Source organism: Mesorhizobium sp. M0923 (assembly GCF_040319365.1).
Lineage (GTDB): Bacteria > Pseudomonadota > Alphaproteobacteria > Rhizobiales > Rhizobiaceae > Mesorhizobium.
This window is the reverse complement of the sequence record NZ_JAMYNW010000025.1, coordinates 79,134-93,784: the sequence shown is the minus strand read 5'-3', so window position 1 is coordinate 93,784 and position 14,651 is coordinate 79,134. Positions and strand designations below refer to the sequence as shown.

The following is a 14,651-nucleotide window of genomic DNA, read 5'->3' as shown; positions in this document are numbered from 1 at the left end:
TGAGGCAATGGCTGAAGCCACGCGCAAGCGCGGTTTCGAATACTATGGTGTCGCCGATCATTCGCAGTCCGCTCACTACGCAGGCGGCCTTTCGTTGCAGGAGCTTGCTGAACAGCACCGCGAAGCTGACCGGCTGAACAAGGCATACAATGGAAAATTTCGCATACTGAAGGGCATCGAGGCGGACATCCTGGCGGATGGCTCGCTCGATTACCCGAATGATATCTTGGAGCTGTTCGATTTCGTCGTCGCGAGCGTGCACAGCCGCTTCAAGTTGCCCAAGAAGGAACAGACGGAGCGTATCATTAAGGCGATCGGAAATCCTCGGACAACAATCATCGGGCACATGACCGGTCGCCAGCTGTTGCGCCGGCCCGGTTATGATCTCGACGTCGACAAAGTCCTCAAAGCGTGTGCGAAGCACGGCGTCGCTGTCGAAATCAACGCGCATCCGTGGCGACTTGACCTCGACTGGCGCTGGCATCAAAAGGCACTCAATCAGGGCTGCATCTTCAGCATCAATCCGGACGCTCATTCGATCCGCGAGCTCGACCACATGCATTGGGGTGTCGAGATGGCGCGCAAGGGCGGTGTCCCTGCGAAGCGGGTCCTGAACGCGATGCGTTTGGCGGCCCTCCTTGCGCATCTCGCACGGCGCAGGCAAACGTCCTAACCTGGCTGTGCGCCCGGCCTATCAGCGCAGGAGTCCGTCTTTCTCAAAATCTTCCCAGCCGCGCAAACTGGAGTGCGAGTTCTCATCGGGGCCAAAGCCAGCTGAAGCTGCAGTTCCGCGACCGCTTCTTTGAGCGCGTTTCATAGCGGCCTTCCCCGCGGCTCGCCGCCTATTCTCTGCAGCTGTCGCTGCGTCCTGTTCGCGCCAGACCGTAACCAGATCGCGGTCAAGGACATCCTCCACGTGCTGCGGGTCGAACACGTGAAAGGTGATGTTCCTTGCCCGCCCGCGGAGTTTCACCGTTTTCGTCCCGGCGCTTTGCAAGCGACCATCTTTCAGCCAGCGGTGCCGTTCGGCCGTCGAGATCGTCAGAATGTCCTCGATTTCACGGGGGATTACGGGCAGGTCTTCGATATTCCGCATTGCTTTGGATACGATCCCGAATACCACCTGCACATCATTCTCGGCGCCCTCAGACAGGCGCACGGTAAGCACGCGGGACTCGATATGGAGCAGTTTCCTGAACTCCGTTGGAAGGCGGGCGCGTATTTCGAGAAAAATACCCCTCGCTCTGACGGACGATCCAAGCGTTGCAGCCGGGGTTAAAGGCCACTCTCCAATCAGCTTCGCTGTTGCACTGCTTTTTCGGCGCGTGAACATGCCCCTTTATATAGGTCACCGATTGTCGGCAGCGATGAGCCGATCGCAAAGCCAACATGAGTTCTAATCCGCCAGCGGTCTGAACCGCGATGCCCTAAAGGCGCAACCACGATTGTTAGCGGGGGCGCTTGCAACCCCGGCTAGCAGGAAGCGGCCGAGTTGATCTCGAAGTGCGATATCAGGCGCGTTGCCGCCTGGCGGCTGTACGTGGGCCACAACCTGACCGCCCGTGATTGGGAGCCACATGGCTAAAGCGGCTGTTCCGCTATTGAGCCTCGACATGCGTTTTCGGGACCCACCCCGTCGGATTCAATCGCGAATCCCGCATCGATCGCGCTTCGCGCAATGAGATCGCCAAGTTGCCAGTCCGTGAGTTCGCAAAAGGGAAGCATTCTCCTCACGGTGTGGCTAACCTCGGATATCGAAATGCTCGGGCTGCCGATGTTGTCGATCAGGTGGCGGACAATCGCTTGGCGAACGTCCGATAAGGTAGGCGTCTGCGCGAGCGCAGGCATCACCCGGCCCTATGAATGGAGCCGTGGTTCTGCGGCCACGGCTGTTTTTAAGTCGAACGCGACTGGCACACCGTGAATAATGGATGCTGCCGCCAAGAGCTCCTCCAGCTCGCGGTCGGTGGCCCTGCATGCGGGCATGAGTGTTCGGATGGCGCGGATTGCCTGTGCTATCGAAAGGAAGTGGGCCTTGCCTCTGGAGAGAACATAGGCTTCGGCGGCTCTTTCAACCGTGACTGTGTCAAAAGTGGTGGTCATCGAGAATTCCTCCCTGAACCCTGACCCACACGATTTACGGCACGAATTCGGTAGCTTGCAAGGGTTTGTCTGATTTAGGACAGTTAGGCGGAGGCTAGGCCGAAGTGACTTTGCTCCTCCTCCCCGTAAGCACCATGCGTGAGTCGTATCATTCCAACGCGGTCGATAATCGTGATCTCGCCGCGCTTGGCGTGAACCAGCCCCCGATATTCAAGCATTTGGAGGGCCGTGGTAACGCCGGGGCGCTGGGCACCAAGCATTGTCGCCAGGAATTCATGCGTCAGGTAGATCTTATTTCCTTCGACGCGGTCTTGGACCATCAGCAACCAGCGGGCCAAGCGCTCCTCGATTTTGGAGTGGCCGTTGACCAGTGCCGTCCGGGACGACTGGATGAGGAACGCGTGGGCATAGCGAAGCAGCGACTCACGAAGTGACAGGCTGTCTGCAATCGCTGAGCGAAGGTTTTCAACCGGGAGGATCCAGCCATTACCTGCGACTTGGATATAGGTTTCATTGGGCGACTTGTCCTGGCCGAGAATAACGGCAACTCCTGTCATGCCGTCATGGCCGACGATGCCGACTTCGCTTTGCCGCCCTCCGGTCATCGTGGCGACCACCGACGCGATGCCCATCTCTGGAAAGTAGACACGCTCGATCGGATGATATGCGACCTCCAGCTGGTCCTTGATGCCCAGTTCGACGTGATGCAGTGACGGCCTCAAAAGCGCGAAATCCTCCGAGGAGAGGGTTTTCAATACATGGTTGCGAAGAAGGGATTGGGGCATGGCTCTCTCTCCCATGCGGGCAAGAGCACGTACCTCTTACTGTCGGCTGCGTCCGACGCGCTGGCGGCCGATGTGGGAAGCATAGGCTTCAAATGTGCGGTTGGCAAAGAGTCCGTGCCTGGCGAAAGGCTCGGGGAATGTCGGCTTGAGTCCCGTAGGTGGTGGGCGCTTCTTATGACTTATGAGGCCGGTCACGAATGTCCGGAACCGGCCTAAGCAGATCGGCAGGTTTCGAGCATCGAGTTGGCAAAAGCAGTCGTTCAGCTCACGTGATGAGTTTCGGGCGCCGTCGCCTTGCGCTTACCGACATTGTGCTTCACCCGTTCCGGCCCTCTTCTTAAGCGCAGTAACTTTGAAACAAATCCTGCCGGCAGGCGTTCCAGCATGGCGGGCGGCGTTGCCGGAGGACCCAATGCCCGACGAATACAATGACATCGTCATCCCCCAAGACCACGATGCATCGCCACTTCGGGAGGAGGAGTATTTTGTCCTCTGCCCGGGGTGCGGCCAAGCGTTCGACATCAGGTGTATGGCAGAGGCGCTTCATCACAACGAGCTAGGCCACGAGCCATACGACCTCGACCGTAGTCGGCAGTGATCGACGACCGTCGATGAGCGTTTGGAGATGTCCCTTCAGGCCTCTATACGAGCCGGGTCGAGACCAGCACCGAGGGTAAGCTCTCGCTCATCTGGCCGGTCACGTTGCCGACCGATCGGCCTGACGAATCCCTGTCGCGAGGGCGGATCTTCGCCGGCACGCTATGTCTTGACGATACCTTGCGGGCTTTCAGCAACGACTTGATGCCGTTGTGGTCGTCGTCGATGCGGCCGCGGCCGACCGAAAGCTTCGACAACGTATGCACCGCATGCGACAGTTGTTGTTCATCCAGGGCGACGGCGCCTACTCCACCGCAACCATGTCGCCCAGTTCTGTCACGACGCTCCGAAGCAGACCTGCTCCCGGCATCGGGTGCCGGGACCAACATGTGATCTCCATAATGCGTAAGAGCCGGAGGCCCATCGCCGAAGACAAGGCGCTCATTGCAGAGAAAGGTTAACGATCGATCGGATGCCCGCGTGCCTTCACGCGCAATGTTGCTGGGCGCCTCCTTCGACAGCGCGCACATGCGATATGTCCTGGCCGCGCGCGCCGCCTGTTGCCGAGAGCGACGATCGCGAATGCGCGAACGGCTGGACGGCAGGTGAAGCGGGGTCGCGATAGGCGCACATCGGACTTGCTTCACCGGTAGTCCGAAGACGCCAGCGACACTATCTGACCGAAAGCAAACAGAAGCTAGGCGTGCCCCACTGAAAGCACAAGCAAGCGCAAACGTTCCTGGACTGATGCTCGGCTGGCGGCAACTTGCTCGCCAGCCGAGTTTATCTTAGCCGGTGGTCGGGGGAGACCAGCCAGCCACACGCTGGTGATTCCAACCCGAGCCGATGTGCCAATCAGCAACCTTCGTCGGTCTTTTTCACCTGGCCTGGCGCGGCGGTTTTGGCTGTCGTGTCCTGCTGACCTGGCGCCGCCTGCTGAGCGCTGCCAGTCTGCTGGCCGGGCGCGCAGTCTCTGGCCGAGTTCGCATTTGTGGTGCCGCTGGTCGTGGTCGTGTCGGTGCCTTGATCGCCGGACATGTTGGTGCCGCTGCTCGTCGTGCCGGTGCCCTGATCCGTCGTGCTGGGCATGGTTGTCGTGGTCGAGGTGCCGCTCGTCGAGGTTCCGCTCGAAGTTCCGCTGGTCGTCTGGGCAAAGGAAAGCCCGGCCGACACCGCCAGTACGGCCGAAGCCAAAAGGATGCGTTTCATGTTCTTTCTCGCGGTGTGCGCTGGCAAATCCAACAGGCAGATAGAAAGAGTGTTCCCCCAAGAAGCTCAACTTTTGTCACTCTGGTCGTAGGCCAGCCTTAAAGTGGCGGACGTATATTAGAATCCTCTTGAAGAAGACGCTGCCCGCACCAGAATCCGTGGCATGGCTCGGGGAATAGACATTGGTGACCAGGTGGCCATTACGGCCAGGGTTCGAAGGCGGATAACAGAGGACCGCGTAAGCGTGTCGATCCCAGGCTACGACTTCCCACATTCCATCATCGACCACACCAAGGTGAACCGAGGGCCAGCAAATCGACCTGAAAGGCGAGGTCACGCGCATCGACGAGGACACCGTGACGATCGACCTCGGGCCGCTGGTCACGGTCGACCGTGACAAGGTCCGGTAGAAATATCGGCCGCCAAACCGACGAAAGGCACTTGTCGTTGCCCCGGATTAGAACCGACAACATCGCGACGGGCTATGAGGGCAGGCCGCATGACGGGCCGGTAGAGGACGAGTCGAAGCACTTGGTCTACTGCCCAGTCTGCGGCCAAACGTTCGACGCGCGCGATCTTGGACAGGTCTTCCACCACGCTGAGTCCCAGCACGAGCCGCTTCCGGTCGAGCAATAGTCCAGCTAGTTGAGCTCCGGCGGCAGACCGACGTTGAGACCCTTCAGCGCGCCACCGCGTACGTTGGATGAGAAAAGGGTGCTGCGTGCACCGCGCCTTCCCCGCGCGCCGATGTTCCACCTGGACCGCAAAAAAGTCCCGCCGCACTGCCAGAACGGCGGGACCGATCAAACGCTTTGCACCAGGCGGGGGGATGCCGGGGGGTTGGGCTTGCCAGGTGAGCGCGGACCGTAACCAACCCTAAGCGCCACAGCGGCAACGCGTCCACCAACCGCCGGTTGGAGCGATAGGACGATTGAGCGGTCGGCAGGTCAGGTCATCCCGGGTCGCTATCGCTCGCAACCAGACGATAGCGGAAATTGTTGCGGATGTGGTCGTTGAAGTAGCGGCCCTTGGCGAACGCGGCCCGGAACGCGGCAAAGGTTTCCGGCGGTACCCCCTCAAACTCGTACCGCTTGTCGCTGGCCACAAACCAGACAGAGAGGATTCTTCTGTCAGGATCGTATTCCGTTTTGCGTATCGAAGTAGATGGCATGAGCACCACAGCCCGAGGCCCGCGCCTTGCGGGGAGCGCGGGCCGATCGGAATACCGATCTGCAGCAATACCTGGAGGGGGAGGATTCGCTGCGTGCACCGAACTTTCGCGGCGATCCCGTGTTCCATCGAGATACACAAAAAGCTGGCTGCACCTTTCGGCATCACGCGGACGTTGGATTTCTGAGAAAGCGCGAGCGTCAATACTAACTTCTGGTGATGGAATTTTCCCGTGAGATAGGCACGCTCCACGGCGAAAGGAGTGCCCCGCCATGACCGTCCTCGCCTACAACCTTGCCAATGACATCAAAGGATTATGGAGGGTCGTCTTCGTGCCGGACGAACTGCATTTGTATGTGGAATTCAGCCAGCCAGACGCCGACACAAACCCGGCTGATTGGATGAGCGTTGATGATTTCCTTGCATGGCGGCCGAAAGGCGCACTCCACGAGCGAGCGCGCGACAGCTTGGTTTCGCTCATTTGCAAGGCGCTGACAGGGCGGTGAGACACGGGAAACCCGCACCGAGATCGAGTGCGAGCGCCGCGAGTGGGCCTAGGGGCCCACAAGCCAGTGCGACCCCGCCGCCGGCAAACCGCGGCGGGCGAGTGCCTCGGGGACACGATGGTAGATTACTAATGCGTTCGCGCGTGTGGCCTTAAGTCGCAAACTATTGGCTTCAGAAGCAGGGCGTAGGGCTTCATTGATGGTGCTACCAACACCATATGGTGACCCATAGCCCTCCAAAACGAGAGAAGCTCGTCCCGACGGGTCGCACTGCGGCCGTCAGCTGGTAATTGCTACGAACTAGGAAACCATCATGCCTGAAAATACCAGACCAACTTCGAGAGACGTCCCCCTCATTCAGCTAGGCCTCTATCAGTGCCGCTTCCCGGTGAGCGAAGACGCTTCTGTACCTGGCGGTTATCGTTTTTGTGCTGGGCCAACTTCGCCGGATCGCGTCTACTGCGATCACCACCACAACATTGTGACCGCCGTGGACCCTCGTCGAGCCCGTTCGGGTCTTCACCTCGCTCAACCACGCGCCGCGTAAGCCTGACTGGCGGCGGCCTCCCGGCCAGGCGCTATGGGCTCCAAGGCCTTGGCTACGACGTTGCCATCGGCTCGGTCTGGCCCATCCTGCCTTATGCCGTCTTCGCCGATGTATCCCCCGTCGCCCAATTGAGAACGACGACTTCTCGCCGAGCCTTTCAGCTCGCTCTCGCACAAACGCGTCGGCTCCAAAGGTTTGTCTGTCAGCACATCTTCAATGTGCCCGCGCCTGAAGCCCCAACATCTTCTGCGACCAAACCGCGTACCTGGCACCGCCGATCGGTTGCTGCGGCGGATTTTCGCTGTTCGCAGCTGAACAATGCCTATCAACCTTGTCATCGCACCTAGTCGCACGTAGCGGCCGTTCGAATTCTCATCGCTCGGCGCGATGTTTGGTCCGTCTGGCCAGAAGAGCGGAGCAAGCCATTGACACCCACGAAGTTGCTGATTGGGCAGATCGCTGTCGTATTCGCAATTGTCATTCTTGGCGTGTGGACTGCAACCCAATGGTGCGCCCACATGCTCTTCTATCAGCCGCCACTCGGCGCGCCATGGTTTGTGACAGTCGGCTGGCCGATCTACCAGCCGTGGAAACTGTTCGAATGGTGGTTCCAATTTGACGCCTATGCGCCTGAAGTCTTCGACAAGGCTGGCATACTTGCCGGAGCCAGCGGGTTCCTGGGCTGTGCCGCCGCGATAGCTGGGTCCCTCTGGCGCGCACGGCAGCGGGGGTTGGTCACCACCTATGGGTCCTCACGATGGGCCATGAAGCTGGAGATCGAGAAGGCGGGGCTGTTTCAGCCGGCCGGCGTTTTCCTTGGCGGACTGAATTATCGCTATCTGCGCCATGACGGACCAGAACACGTCATGGCCTTTGCGCCGACACGTTCGGGCAAGGGCGTCGGACTCGTTGTTCCAACCCTTCTTTCCTGGACCGGCTCGGCCGTCATTCACGACATCAAAGGCGAGAACTGGCAGCTGACCTCTGGCTGGAGGTCGAAGTTCTCGCACTGTCTCTTGTTCAATCCGACCGATCCGAGATCGGCGCGGTACAACCCGCTGCTGGAAGTGCGCAAAGGTCCAGATGAGGTCCGCGACGTTCAGAACATCGCCGACATTCTCGTCGATCCGGAAGGCGCGCTGGAGCGGCGGAACCATTGGGAGAAGACCAGTCATTCACTCCTAGTTGGCGCCATCTTGCACGTGCTCTACGCCGAAGAGGAAAAGACACTCGCCCGTGTCGCCACCTTCCTGTCGGACCCGCAACGCTCATTCGCTGCGACACTGCAGCGGATGATGACCACAAACCACCTCGGCACGGTGGACAAGCCTCAGGTCCATCCGGTCGTGGCCTCGGCGGCTCGTGAGGTGCTGAACAAGTCAGAGAACGAGCGCTCAGGCGTTCTCTCGACCGCCATGTCGTTTCTCGGGCTCTATCGTGATCCAACGGTGGCCGCGGCAACATCGGCCTGCGACTGGCGCATTGCCGACCTTGTGGATGCCGAGCGACCGATGTCGCTGTATCTGGTCGTGCCGCCGTCGGATATCTCGCGCACTAAGCCCCTGGTGCGATTGGTGCTCAATCAAATCGGCCGGCGGCTGACCGAGCGCCTGGAGGGCGATCCAAAGAAGAGCCGCAAGCATCAGCTCCTGATGATGCTGGATGAATTTCCGGCGCTCGGTCGGCTCGACTTCTTCGAGACTGCGCTCGCCTTCATGGCAGGCTACGGCATCCGCGCTTATCTGATAGCGCAATCGTTGAACCAAATCTCCAAGGCCTATGGCGAGAACAACGCCATTCTCGACAATTGCCATGTGCGGATTGCCTTTTCCTCAAATGACGAGCGCACGGCCAAACGCATCTCGGACGCGCTCGGTACCGCGACGGAACTCAGATCGATGCGCAACTATGCCGGCCATCGGTTGGCGCCCTGGTTGTCCCACGTCATGGTAAGCCGCCAAGAGACCGCTCGCCCCCTGCTGACGCCGGGTGAGGTGATGCAGTTGCCGCAGGCTGACGAACTAATCCTGGTTTCGGGATTGCCGCCGATTCGCGCCAAGAAGTTGCGTTATTACCAGGATCCGAATTTCACGGAGCGAGTGCTGCCTTCGCCGGTGCTGCGCGACGGTGCCTACGCGGATCGGCCCACGTCGCGCCCGGACGATTGGAGTGGACAGGTGCGCGGCGTGGATCGGCGTCTTGCTGGCGATGACGACAGTGCCGGCGCGGCAATCGAAGACGGAGGTGTCCAGCAGCAGCGCCATCCGGGCCTGCGCGAAGAACGGACCCTCGTCGTCCAGGAGCCTGATCAGGGCGATCTGTTCACGCCCGCAGACGATGACTGCGAGACGCTCGCCGACAAGCGCGTCATGGATCGGATTTCCACCGCCGCACGTGCGTACGGCCTCAACGAGGGAATGGGCGACGACAAGGACATCGTGCCCGGCTTCTGAACGGCGCGCCATACGCGGGCGCATCTCAGCGTAGATAACGGCCGTAAGCGATTTCGAGGATCTCGACGATGCTCGTTCCCGTCGCCGGTGCATCAGCGCCGGTCAGAGGGAACGAGCAGCATGAAGCCCCACCGCATTCGTCACCAGTTTTTGCTTGAACCCGAGTTGAGCGAGAAGCTGGAGAACCTCAGCCGCAATTCATCGACCACCAAATCGGCCATTGTGGCGCACGCGGTCGAGACCTTTATCGAGCAGCGTGGGGAGAATGAACTCGACCAGCGCTACGGCAAGAGGCTCGACCGTCTTTCCCGCGACCTCGGACATGTCAGGCGCGATGTCGAGATGATCCTGGAGAGCCTGGCGCTCTTCATCCGCTTTTCGATCACGCTTCATGCTCACACGCCGGTGCCGGACAGGGCCACGCAAGCGATTGCCCAGGAGCGCTTCGACAAATTCGTTGAACAGGTCGGCCGCCAGATCGCTTCCGGGAAACGGTCACTTGGCACCGACGATCGCAGGGGAGGGGAAGGATGAGTTCTCATCCGGAAGCCGACCATCGCCGCCGCGCCATGCTGCGCACCGCCATGGGTCCGGCGATCACCGAAGCCCTTGCCGATCCGACCGTCATTGAGGTGATGGTCAATCCCGACGGTGCGCTGCGGCTCGACCGGTTGGGTGAAGGCCGGGTCGACACCGGCGTGCACATGCATCCTTCTGAGGCCGAACGCATCATCCGCCTGGTCGCCTCCCACGTGCGCGCCGAGGCGCATGCTGACAATCCGATTGTCAGCGCCGAATTGCCATCGGGCGAGCGCTTCGAGGGTCTGCTGCCGCCTGTCGTGCTGGGGCCATGCTTCGCCATCCGAAAGCCTGCGGCGAAACTCTACACGTTGGCCGACTATGTCGCCGACCGGGTCATGCTGCCGCTGCAGGCCGATGCGCTGAAGAAGGCGGTCCGCGAGCGGCGCAACATCCTGGTCGCCGGCGGCACGTCGTCGGGCAAGACAACACTTGCCAATGCGCTGCTGGCACAAGCCGCCGATTGCGACGAGCGGGTGATCCTGATCGAGGACACACGCGAACTGCAATGCGCGGCGAAGGATTGCGTTGCCTTGAGGACGAGGCGGGGGGCGGTCACGCTCGCCGATCTCGTGCGCTCGACCCTGCGGCTCAGACCCGACCGCATCATCGTGGGCGAAGTCAGGGGCGCGGAAGCCCTGGACATGCTGAAGGCATGGAACACCGGGCATCCCGGCGGCATCGCGACGGTTCACGCCAATTCGGCGCGCTCCGCTCTCTACCGTATCGAGCAGCTCGCCCAGGAAGCCGTCGTCACCGTTCCCCGCCGCCTCATCGCTGATGCGGTAGATCTGATCGTCTTCATCGCTGGGCGCGGATCCTCGCGCCGCATTGACGCGATCGCTGAGGTCACCGGTCTCGACAGCAGCGGTGATTACGCCGTCACCCCGCTCACGCTTCCGCAACTCCAGCAGTTTTGAAAGGTCACTCATGCGCAAGAAGCTTCGCTTCCTTTCGTCCACCGCGCTCGCGTTTCTTCTCACCGTCCCGGCCCACGCAGCGGGCTCCGGCATGCCTTGGGAACAGCCGCTGCAGCAGATCCTTGAGTCGGTGCAGGGACCGGTCGCCAAGATCGTCGCGGTGATCATCATCATCACCACCGGCCTGACCCTTGCTTTCGGTGACACGGCAGGCGGTTTTCGCCGGCTGATCCAGATTGTCTTCGGCCTGTCGATCGCCTTCGCGGCATCGAGCTTCTTTCTCTCCTTCTTCTCCTTCGGCGGCGGGGCACTCGTTTGATGGCCACCGGAGAGCAGCATATCGAGGCTTTCGAAGTCCCCGTTCACAGGGCATTGACTGAGCCGATCCTGCTGGGCGGCGCGCCGCGAGCGGTGGCGATCCTCAACGGCACGGTGGCCGCGGCAATAGGCCTTGGCCTGCAGCAGTGGATCGCCGGACTGGCGCTCTGGATGGCCGGCCACACGCTCGCGGTCTTTGCCGCTCGCCGCGATCCGGACTTCGCCAGCGTGCTTGTCCGTCATCTTCGCCTGAAGGGGTGGCTTGCATGCTGAACCTTTCGGAGTATCGCGGCAAAGCCGATCGGCTTGCCGATCATCTGCCCTGGGCCGCTTTGGTCGCGCCCGGCATCGTGCTAAATAAAGACGGTAGCTTCCAGCGAACCTTCCGGTTCCGTGGCCCCGACCTTGAAAGTGCGACCGAAGCCGAGTTGGTCGGCATCTGCGCACGAGCCAACAATGCGCTACGAAGGTTGGGCTCCGGATGGGGGTTGTTTTTCGAGGCCGAGCGCGTTGAAGCGCTGGGCTATCCGAGCTCGGCTTTTCCCGATGCTGCCTCATGGCTGGTCGATGAGGAACGGCGCGCGGCCTTCGAGGGCAAGGTCGCGCACTTCGAGAGTGGCTATCATCTGACCTTGGTCTTCATGCCGGCGCCAGATGGCCAGGCGCGGGCGGAAAGCGCACTGGTCGACTCGCATCACTCGGGAGGGGCTAGAGACTGGCGCCAGGAGCTGGCGTGGTTTCGCGACGGGACCGACCGCGTCCTGGATTTGCTGTCCGGCTTCATGCCGGAAGTGCGCGCCCTCGATGATGCCGAGACGCTAACCTATCTGCACGGCACAATCTCGACCTACCGCCATCCGGTCGCCATGCCGGAAACGCCAATGTATCTCGACGGTGTTCTGGTTGACGCGCCGCTTACCGGCGGCCTGGAGCCGATGCTGGGTGAGCAGCATCTGTGCACCCTCACCATCCTTGGTTTCCCGAACGTCACCCGGCCAGGGATCCTCGACGCGCTCAACCATCAGGATTTCGCCTACCGCTGGATGACGCGCTTCATCCCGCTCGACAAGACGGAAGCCACAAAGACACTGACCCGGTTGCGCCGTCAGTGGTTTGCCAAGCGCAAATCGGTCGCAGCCATCCTGCGCGAGGTCGTGACCAACGAACCCGTCCCTCTCGTCGATAGTGACGCCGACAACAAGGCGCTCGATGCGGATGCCGCCCTTCAGGCATTGGGCGGCGATCACGTCGGCTTCGGCTATCTCACCACAACGGTGACGGTATGGGACCAGGACCGGCAGGCCGCCGCGGAAAAGCTCCGAGCGGTTGAGCGCATAGTCAATGGGCCCGGCTTCACCACGATCCGTGAAAGCATCAATGCGGTCGAGGCGTGGCTCGGCTCGTTGCCCGGTCATGTCTACGCTAACGTTCGCCAGCCGCTCGTTCACACGCTGAATCTTGCCCATGTCATGCCGCTGTCGTCGGCGTGGGCCGGTCCGGTGGATAACGAGCATCTCGCCAACGTGACTGGGACCGAATCCCCGCCGCTTCTGTTCGCAGAGACCAACGGGTCGACACCGTTTCGGCTTTCCACCCACGTCGGCGATGTCGGCCACATGCTGGTCGTTGGGCCGACCGGTGCCGGCAAGTCGGTTCTGCTCGCGCTAGTCGCTCTGCAGTTTCGACGCTATGCCGGGGCGCAGGTCTATGTCTTCGACAAGGGCAATTCGGCTCGTGCGGCAACACTGGCCATGGGCGGAGAACACCACGCGCTGGGCTCGGATGGTGCGCTTGCCTTCCAGCCACTGAGCAATATCGGCGACCAGGCTACTCGCAGCTGGGCGGCGGAATGGATCGCCGGCCTCGTTGCCCATGAGAATGTCAGCGTTACGCCCGAGGTAAAGGAGGCGATCTGGTCGGCACTCATCAGCCTTGCCACTGCGCCGGTGCAGGAACGCACGCTGACTGGCCTGTCGGTTCTGCTTCAGTCCAATGGGCTCAAGGCCGCGTTGATGCCCTACACGCTCGACGGTCCCTTCGGCCGGCTGCTCGATGCCGATGAAGATCGGCTGGCTTTGTCGGATGTGCAGTGTTTCGAGACCGAAGAGCTGATGCACCAGGAAGGCGCCGTGCTGCCGGTGCTCACCTATCTCTTCCATCGCCTCGAGGAGCGGCTCGACGGCCGGCCAACACTGCTCATGCTCGACGAGGCCTGGGTCTATCTCGACAACCCGCTCTTTGCCGCCCGCATCCGCGAATGGCTGAAGGTGCTGCGAAAGAAGAACGTCTCCGTCATTTTCGCCACGCAGTCACTTGCAGACATCGCTGGCTCTTCCATCGCGCCGGCGATCATCGAGAGCTGCCCACAGCGCATTTTTCTCCCCAATGACCGTGCCGTGGAACCGCAGGCGCGGGCAGCCTATGAGCACTTCGGCCTGAACGAGCGGCAGATCGAATTGGTCGCCCGTGCCACACCGAAGCGCCAGTATTATCTGCAGTCGCGCCGCGGCAACCGCCTCTTCGAGCTCGGGCTCGGCCCGATCGCTCTTGCGCTCTGCGGCGCCTCTGATCCGGCCACGCAAGCTTTGATCGACAGCGTCCTGTCAGAGCACGGGCAGGACAGCTTTGCTTCCCGGTTCCTGAGTGCGCGCGGCCTCGATTGGGCTGCCGAGCTTCTCCAGCAATTCCCTCAACCAGACAAGGAGCAATCGTCATGATGCGGCGCCGCCTTCTCACCAGCCTGATCACCGTTTCCCTAATCGCAAAACCGATGGCCGACTACGTCCAGCCGGCCCACGCCCTAATCGTGTTCGATCCGTCGAATTATGCGCAGAACGTGCTGACAGCGGCACGTTCCCTGGAGCAGATAAACAACCAGATCCAGTCGCTTCAGAACCAGGCGACGATGCTGCAGAACATGGCGCGCAACCTTCAGCGCCTGGATTTTTCTTCCGTCGGCCAGCTCACAGGTTCGCTCCAACGGATCGACGGCCTGATGACCCAGGCCAGCGGCCTGAGCTTCGATCTCGACAAGCTTCAGAACCAGTGGCGTGTGCAATATCCGGAAAGCTACGACGCCACAATCAAGGTCAGCGATGTGGCGAGCGCCGCGCGCGAGCGCTGGCAAAACGCCATGCAGGCGTTCCGCCAAACCATGAGCGCGCAGTCGCAGATCGTGGAGAACGTGCGGGCCGACGGCGACCTGCTTACCGATCTCGTCAACCGCAGTCAGGGCGCGGCAGGTGCCCTTGAGGCAAGCCAGGCCACCAATCAGCTGATCGCGCTTTCGACCAAGCAGCAGATTCAGATCCAGACGCTGCTCGCGACCCAGTTCCGGGCTGAAGCCGAAGATGCTGCCCGCAAGGCGCAGTCCGAGGAAGCCGCCCGCGAGACGACGAAGCGTTTCCTGGGCACCGGAACGGCCTATCCCGGCAACTGATCAGCAGTTCTTCGAGACAACGAGG

General features: G+C 61.2%; 16 protein-coding genes. 10 read left to right on the top strand and 6 right to left on the bottom strand.

Translation table 11 applies throughout. From position 1 onward, the window contains the following. On the top strand, positions 1–673 hold a 673-nt coding region (locus tag NKH89_RS30175), incomplete at its 5' end, for a PHP domain-containing protein (protein ID WP_352910906.1). Positions 674–694: 21 nt separating this feature from the next. Here NKH89_RS30175 and NKH89_RS30170 read toward each other — a convergent pair. The 3 genes from NKH89_RS30170 to NKH89_RS30160 form a co-directional block, all read right to left on the bottom strand. Further along, entirely contained in the window at positions 695–1,333 is a 639-nt protein-coding gene (locus NKH89_RS30170) for a hypothetical protein (protein WP_352910904.1), read from the bottom strand. Between the two features lie 524 nt (positions 1,334–1,857). Next, complete coding sequence (locus NKH89_RS30165) at positions 1,858–2,103, bottom strand: hypothetical protein (RefSeq protein ID WP_352479079.1); 246 nt, start codon at positions 2,101–2,103, stop codon at positions 1,858–1,860. Between the two features lie 83 nt (positions 2,104–2,186). Beyond that, entirely contained in the window at positions 2,187–2,888 is a 702-nt protein-coding gene (locus NKH89_RS30160) for a Crp/Fnr family transcriptional regulator (RefSeq protein WP_352910901.1), read from the bottom strand. A gap of 412 nt (positions 2,889–3,300) precedes the next feature. On the opposite strand from NKH89_RS30160, the gene NKH89_RS30155 reads away from it, so the two are divergent. Further along, positions 3,301–3,486, top strand: coding sequence for a hypothetical protein (locus NKH89_RS30155; protein ID WP_352594724.1), 186 nt, complete (start codon positions 3,301–3,303; stop codon positions 3,484–3,486). Between the two features lie 43 nt (positions 3,487–3,529). Here the strand turns inward: NKH89_RS30155 and NKH89_RS30150 are convergent, their stop codons facing one another. The 3 genes from NKH89_RS30150 to NKH89_RS30140 all read right to left on the bottom strand — a co-directional run bounded on the left by NKH89_RS30150 (position 3,530) and on the right by NKH89_RS30140 (position 5,865). Next, on the bottom strand, positions 3,530–3,742 hold the full coding sequence (locus NKH89_RS30150) for a hypothetical protein (protein ID WP_352594726.1): 213 nt from the start codon (positions 3,740–3,742) through the stop codon (positions 3,530–3,532). A 598-nt stretch (positions 3,743–4,340) separates the two neighbouring features. Beyond that, a complete protein-coding gene (locus tag NKH89_RS30145) occupies positions 4,341–4,694 on the bottom strand; it encodes a hypothetical protein (RefSeq protein ID WP_352594728.1) in 354 nt (117 codons plus the stop codon). A gap of 952 nt (positions 4,695–5,646) precedes the next feature. Then, positions 5,647–5,865: a KTSC domain-containing protein gene (locus NKH89_RS30140; RefSeq protein ID WP_352910898.1), complete on the bottom strand. Its 219-nt coding sequence runs from the start codon at positions 5,863–5,865 to the stop codon at positions 5,647–5,649. 271 nt (positions 5,866–6,136) lie between these two features. On the opposite strand from NKH89_RS30140, the gene NKH89_RS30135 reads away from it, so the two are divergent. The 8 genes from NKH89_RS30135 to trbJ all read left to right on the top strand — a co-directional run bounded on the left by NKH89_RS30135 (position 6,137) and on the right by trbJ (position 14,626). Next, positions 6,137–6,370, top strand: a complete 234-nt coding sequence (locus NKH89_RS30135; protein ID WP_352467844.1) for a hypothetical protein — start codon at positions 6,137–6,139, stop codon at positions 6,368–6,370. A gap of 972 nt (positions 6,371–7,342) precedes the next feature. Beyond that, the gene (locus tag NKH89_RS30125) at positions 7,343–9,370 is read left to right on the top strand and encodes a conjugal transfer protein TraG (RefSeq protein WP_352610158.1); all 2,028 of its coding nucleotides are present in this window, start codon (positions 7,343–7,345) and stop codon (positions 9,368–9,370) included. Positions 9,371–9,490: 120 nt separating this feature from the next. After that, positions 9,491–9,904 (top strand): CopG family transcriptional regulator, encoded by a 414-nt coding sequence (locus tag NKH89_RS30120; protein ID WP_352910894.1) that lies wholly within the window; start codon positions 9,491–9,493, stop codon positions 9,902–9,904. Beyond that, the gene (gene trbB / locus NKH89_RS30115; protein WP_352720257.1) at positions 9,901–10,869 is read left to right on the top strand and encodes a P-type conjugative transfer ATPase TrbB; all 969 of its coding nucleotides are present in this window, start codon (positions 9,901–9,903) and stop codon (positions 10,867–10,869) included. The genes NKH89_RS30120 and trbB overlap by 4 nt, the downstream gene beginning before the upstream one ends. Before the next feature lie 10 nt (positions 10,870–10,879). Then, complete coding sequence (locus tag NKH89_RS30110; protein ID WP_352528997.1) at positions 10,880–11,188, top strand: TrbC/VirB2 family type IV secretion system protein; 309 nt, start codon at positions 10,880–10,882, stop codon at positions 11,186–11,188. After that, positions 11,188–11,460, top strand: coding sequence for a VirB3 family type IV secretion system protein (locus NKH89_RS30105; RefSeq protein ID WP_352910891.1), 273 nt, complete (start codon positions 11,188–11,190; stop codon positions 11,458–11,460). The genes NKH89_RS30110 and NKH89_RS30105 overlap by 1 nt, the downstream gene beginning before the upstream one ends. Continuing rightward, complete coding sequence (gene trbE / locus NKH89_RS30100; RefSeq protein WP_352910890.1) at positions 11,454–13,904, top strand: conjugal transfer protein TrbE; 2,451 nt, start codon at positions 11,454–11,456, stop codon at positions 13,902–13,904. The genes NKH89_RS30105 and trbE overlap by 7 nt, the downstream gene beginning before the upstream one ends. Beyond that, positions 13,901–14,626 carry a P-type conjugative transfer protein TrbJ gene (gene trbJ, locus NKH89_RS30095; protein ID WP_023718720.1) on the top strand — a complete coding sequence of 242 codons (726 nt, stop codon included), beginning with the start codon at positions 13,901–13,903 and terminating at the stop codon, positions 14,624–14,626. The genes trbE and trbJ overlap by 4 nt, the downstream gene beginning before the upstream one ends. Positions 14,627–14,651: the final 25 nt, after the last annotated feature.

Excerpts from the sequence above, each read along its gene's own strand:
- NKH89_RS30170 (WP_352910904.1), bottom strand. The coding sequence starts at position 1,333 with ATGTTCACGCGCCGAAAAAGCAGTGCAACAGCGAAGCTGATTGGAGAG.
- NKH89_RS30165 (WP_352479079.1), bottom strand. The coding sequence starts at position 2,103 with ATGACCACCACTTTTGACACAGTCACGGTTGAAAGAGCCGCCGAAGCC.
- NKH89_RS30160 (WP_352910901.1), bottom strand. The coding sequence starts at position 2,888 with ATGCCCCAATCCCTTCTTCGCAACCATGTATTGAAAACCCTCTCCTCG.
- NKH89_RS30155 (WP_352594724.1), top strand. The coding sequence starts at position 3,301 with ATGCCCGACGAATACAATGACATCGTCATCCCCCAAGACCACGATGCA.
- NKH89_RS30145 (WP_352594728.1), bottom strand. The coding sequence starts at position 4,694 with ATGAAACGCATCCTTTTGGCTTCGGCCGTACTGGCGGTGTCGGCCGGG.
- NKH89_RS30140 (WP_352910898.1), bottom strand. The coding sequence starts at position 5,865 with ATGCCATCTACTTCGATACGCAAAACGGAATACGATCCTGACAGAAGA.
- NKH89_RS30135 (WP_352467844.1), top strand. The coding sequence starts at position 6,137 with ATGACCGTCCTCGCCTACAACCTTGCCAATGACATCAAAGGATTATGG.
- NKH89_RS30120 (WP_352910894.1), top strand. The coding sequence starts at position 9,491 with ATGAAGCCCCACCGCATTCGTCACCAGTTTTTGCTTGAACCCGAGTTG.
- trbB (WP_352720257.1), top strand. The coding sequence starts at position 9,901 with ATGAGTTCTCATCCGGAAGCCGACCATCGCCGCCGCGCCATGCTGCGC.
- NKH89_RS30110 (WP_352528997.1), top strand. The coding sequence starts at position 10,880 with ATGCGCAAGAAGCTTCGCTTCCTTTCGTCCACCGCGCTCGCGTTTCTT.
- NKH89_RS30105 (WP_352910891.1), top strand. The coding sequence starts at position 11,188 with ATGGCCACCGGAGAGCAGCATATCGAGGCTTTCGAAGTCCCCGTTCAC.
- trbE (WP_352910890.1), top strand. The coding sequence starts at position 11,454 with ATGCTGAACCTTTCGGAGTATCGCGGCAAAGCCGATCGGCTTGCCGAT.
- trbJ (WP_023718720.1), top strand. The coding sequence starts at position 13,901 with ATGATGCGGCGCCGCCTTCTCACCAGCCTGATCACCGTTTCCCTAATC.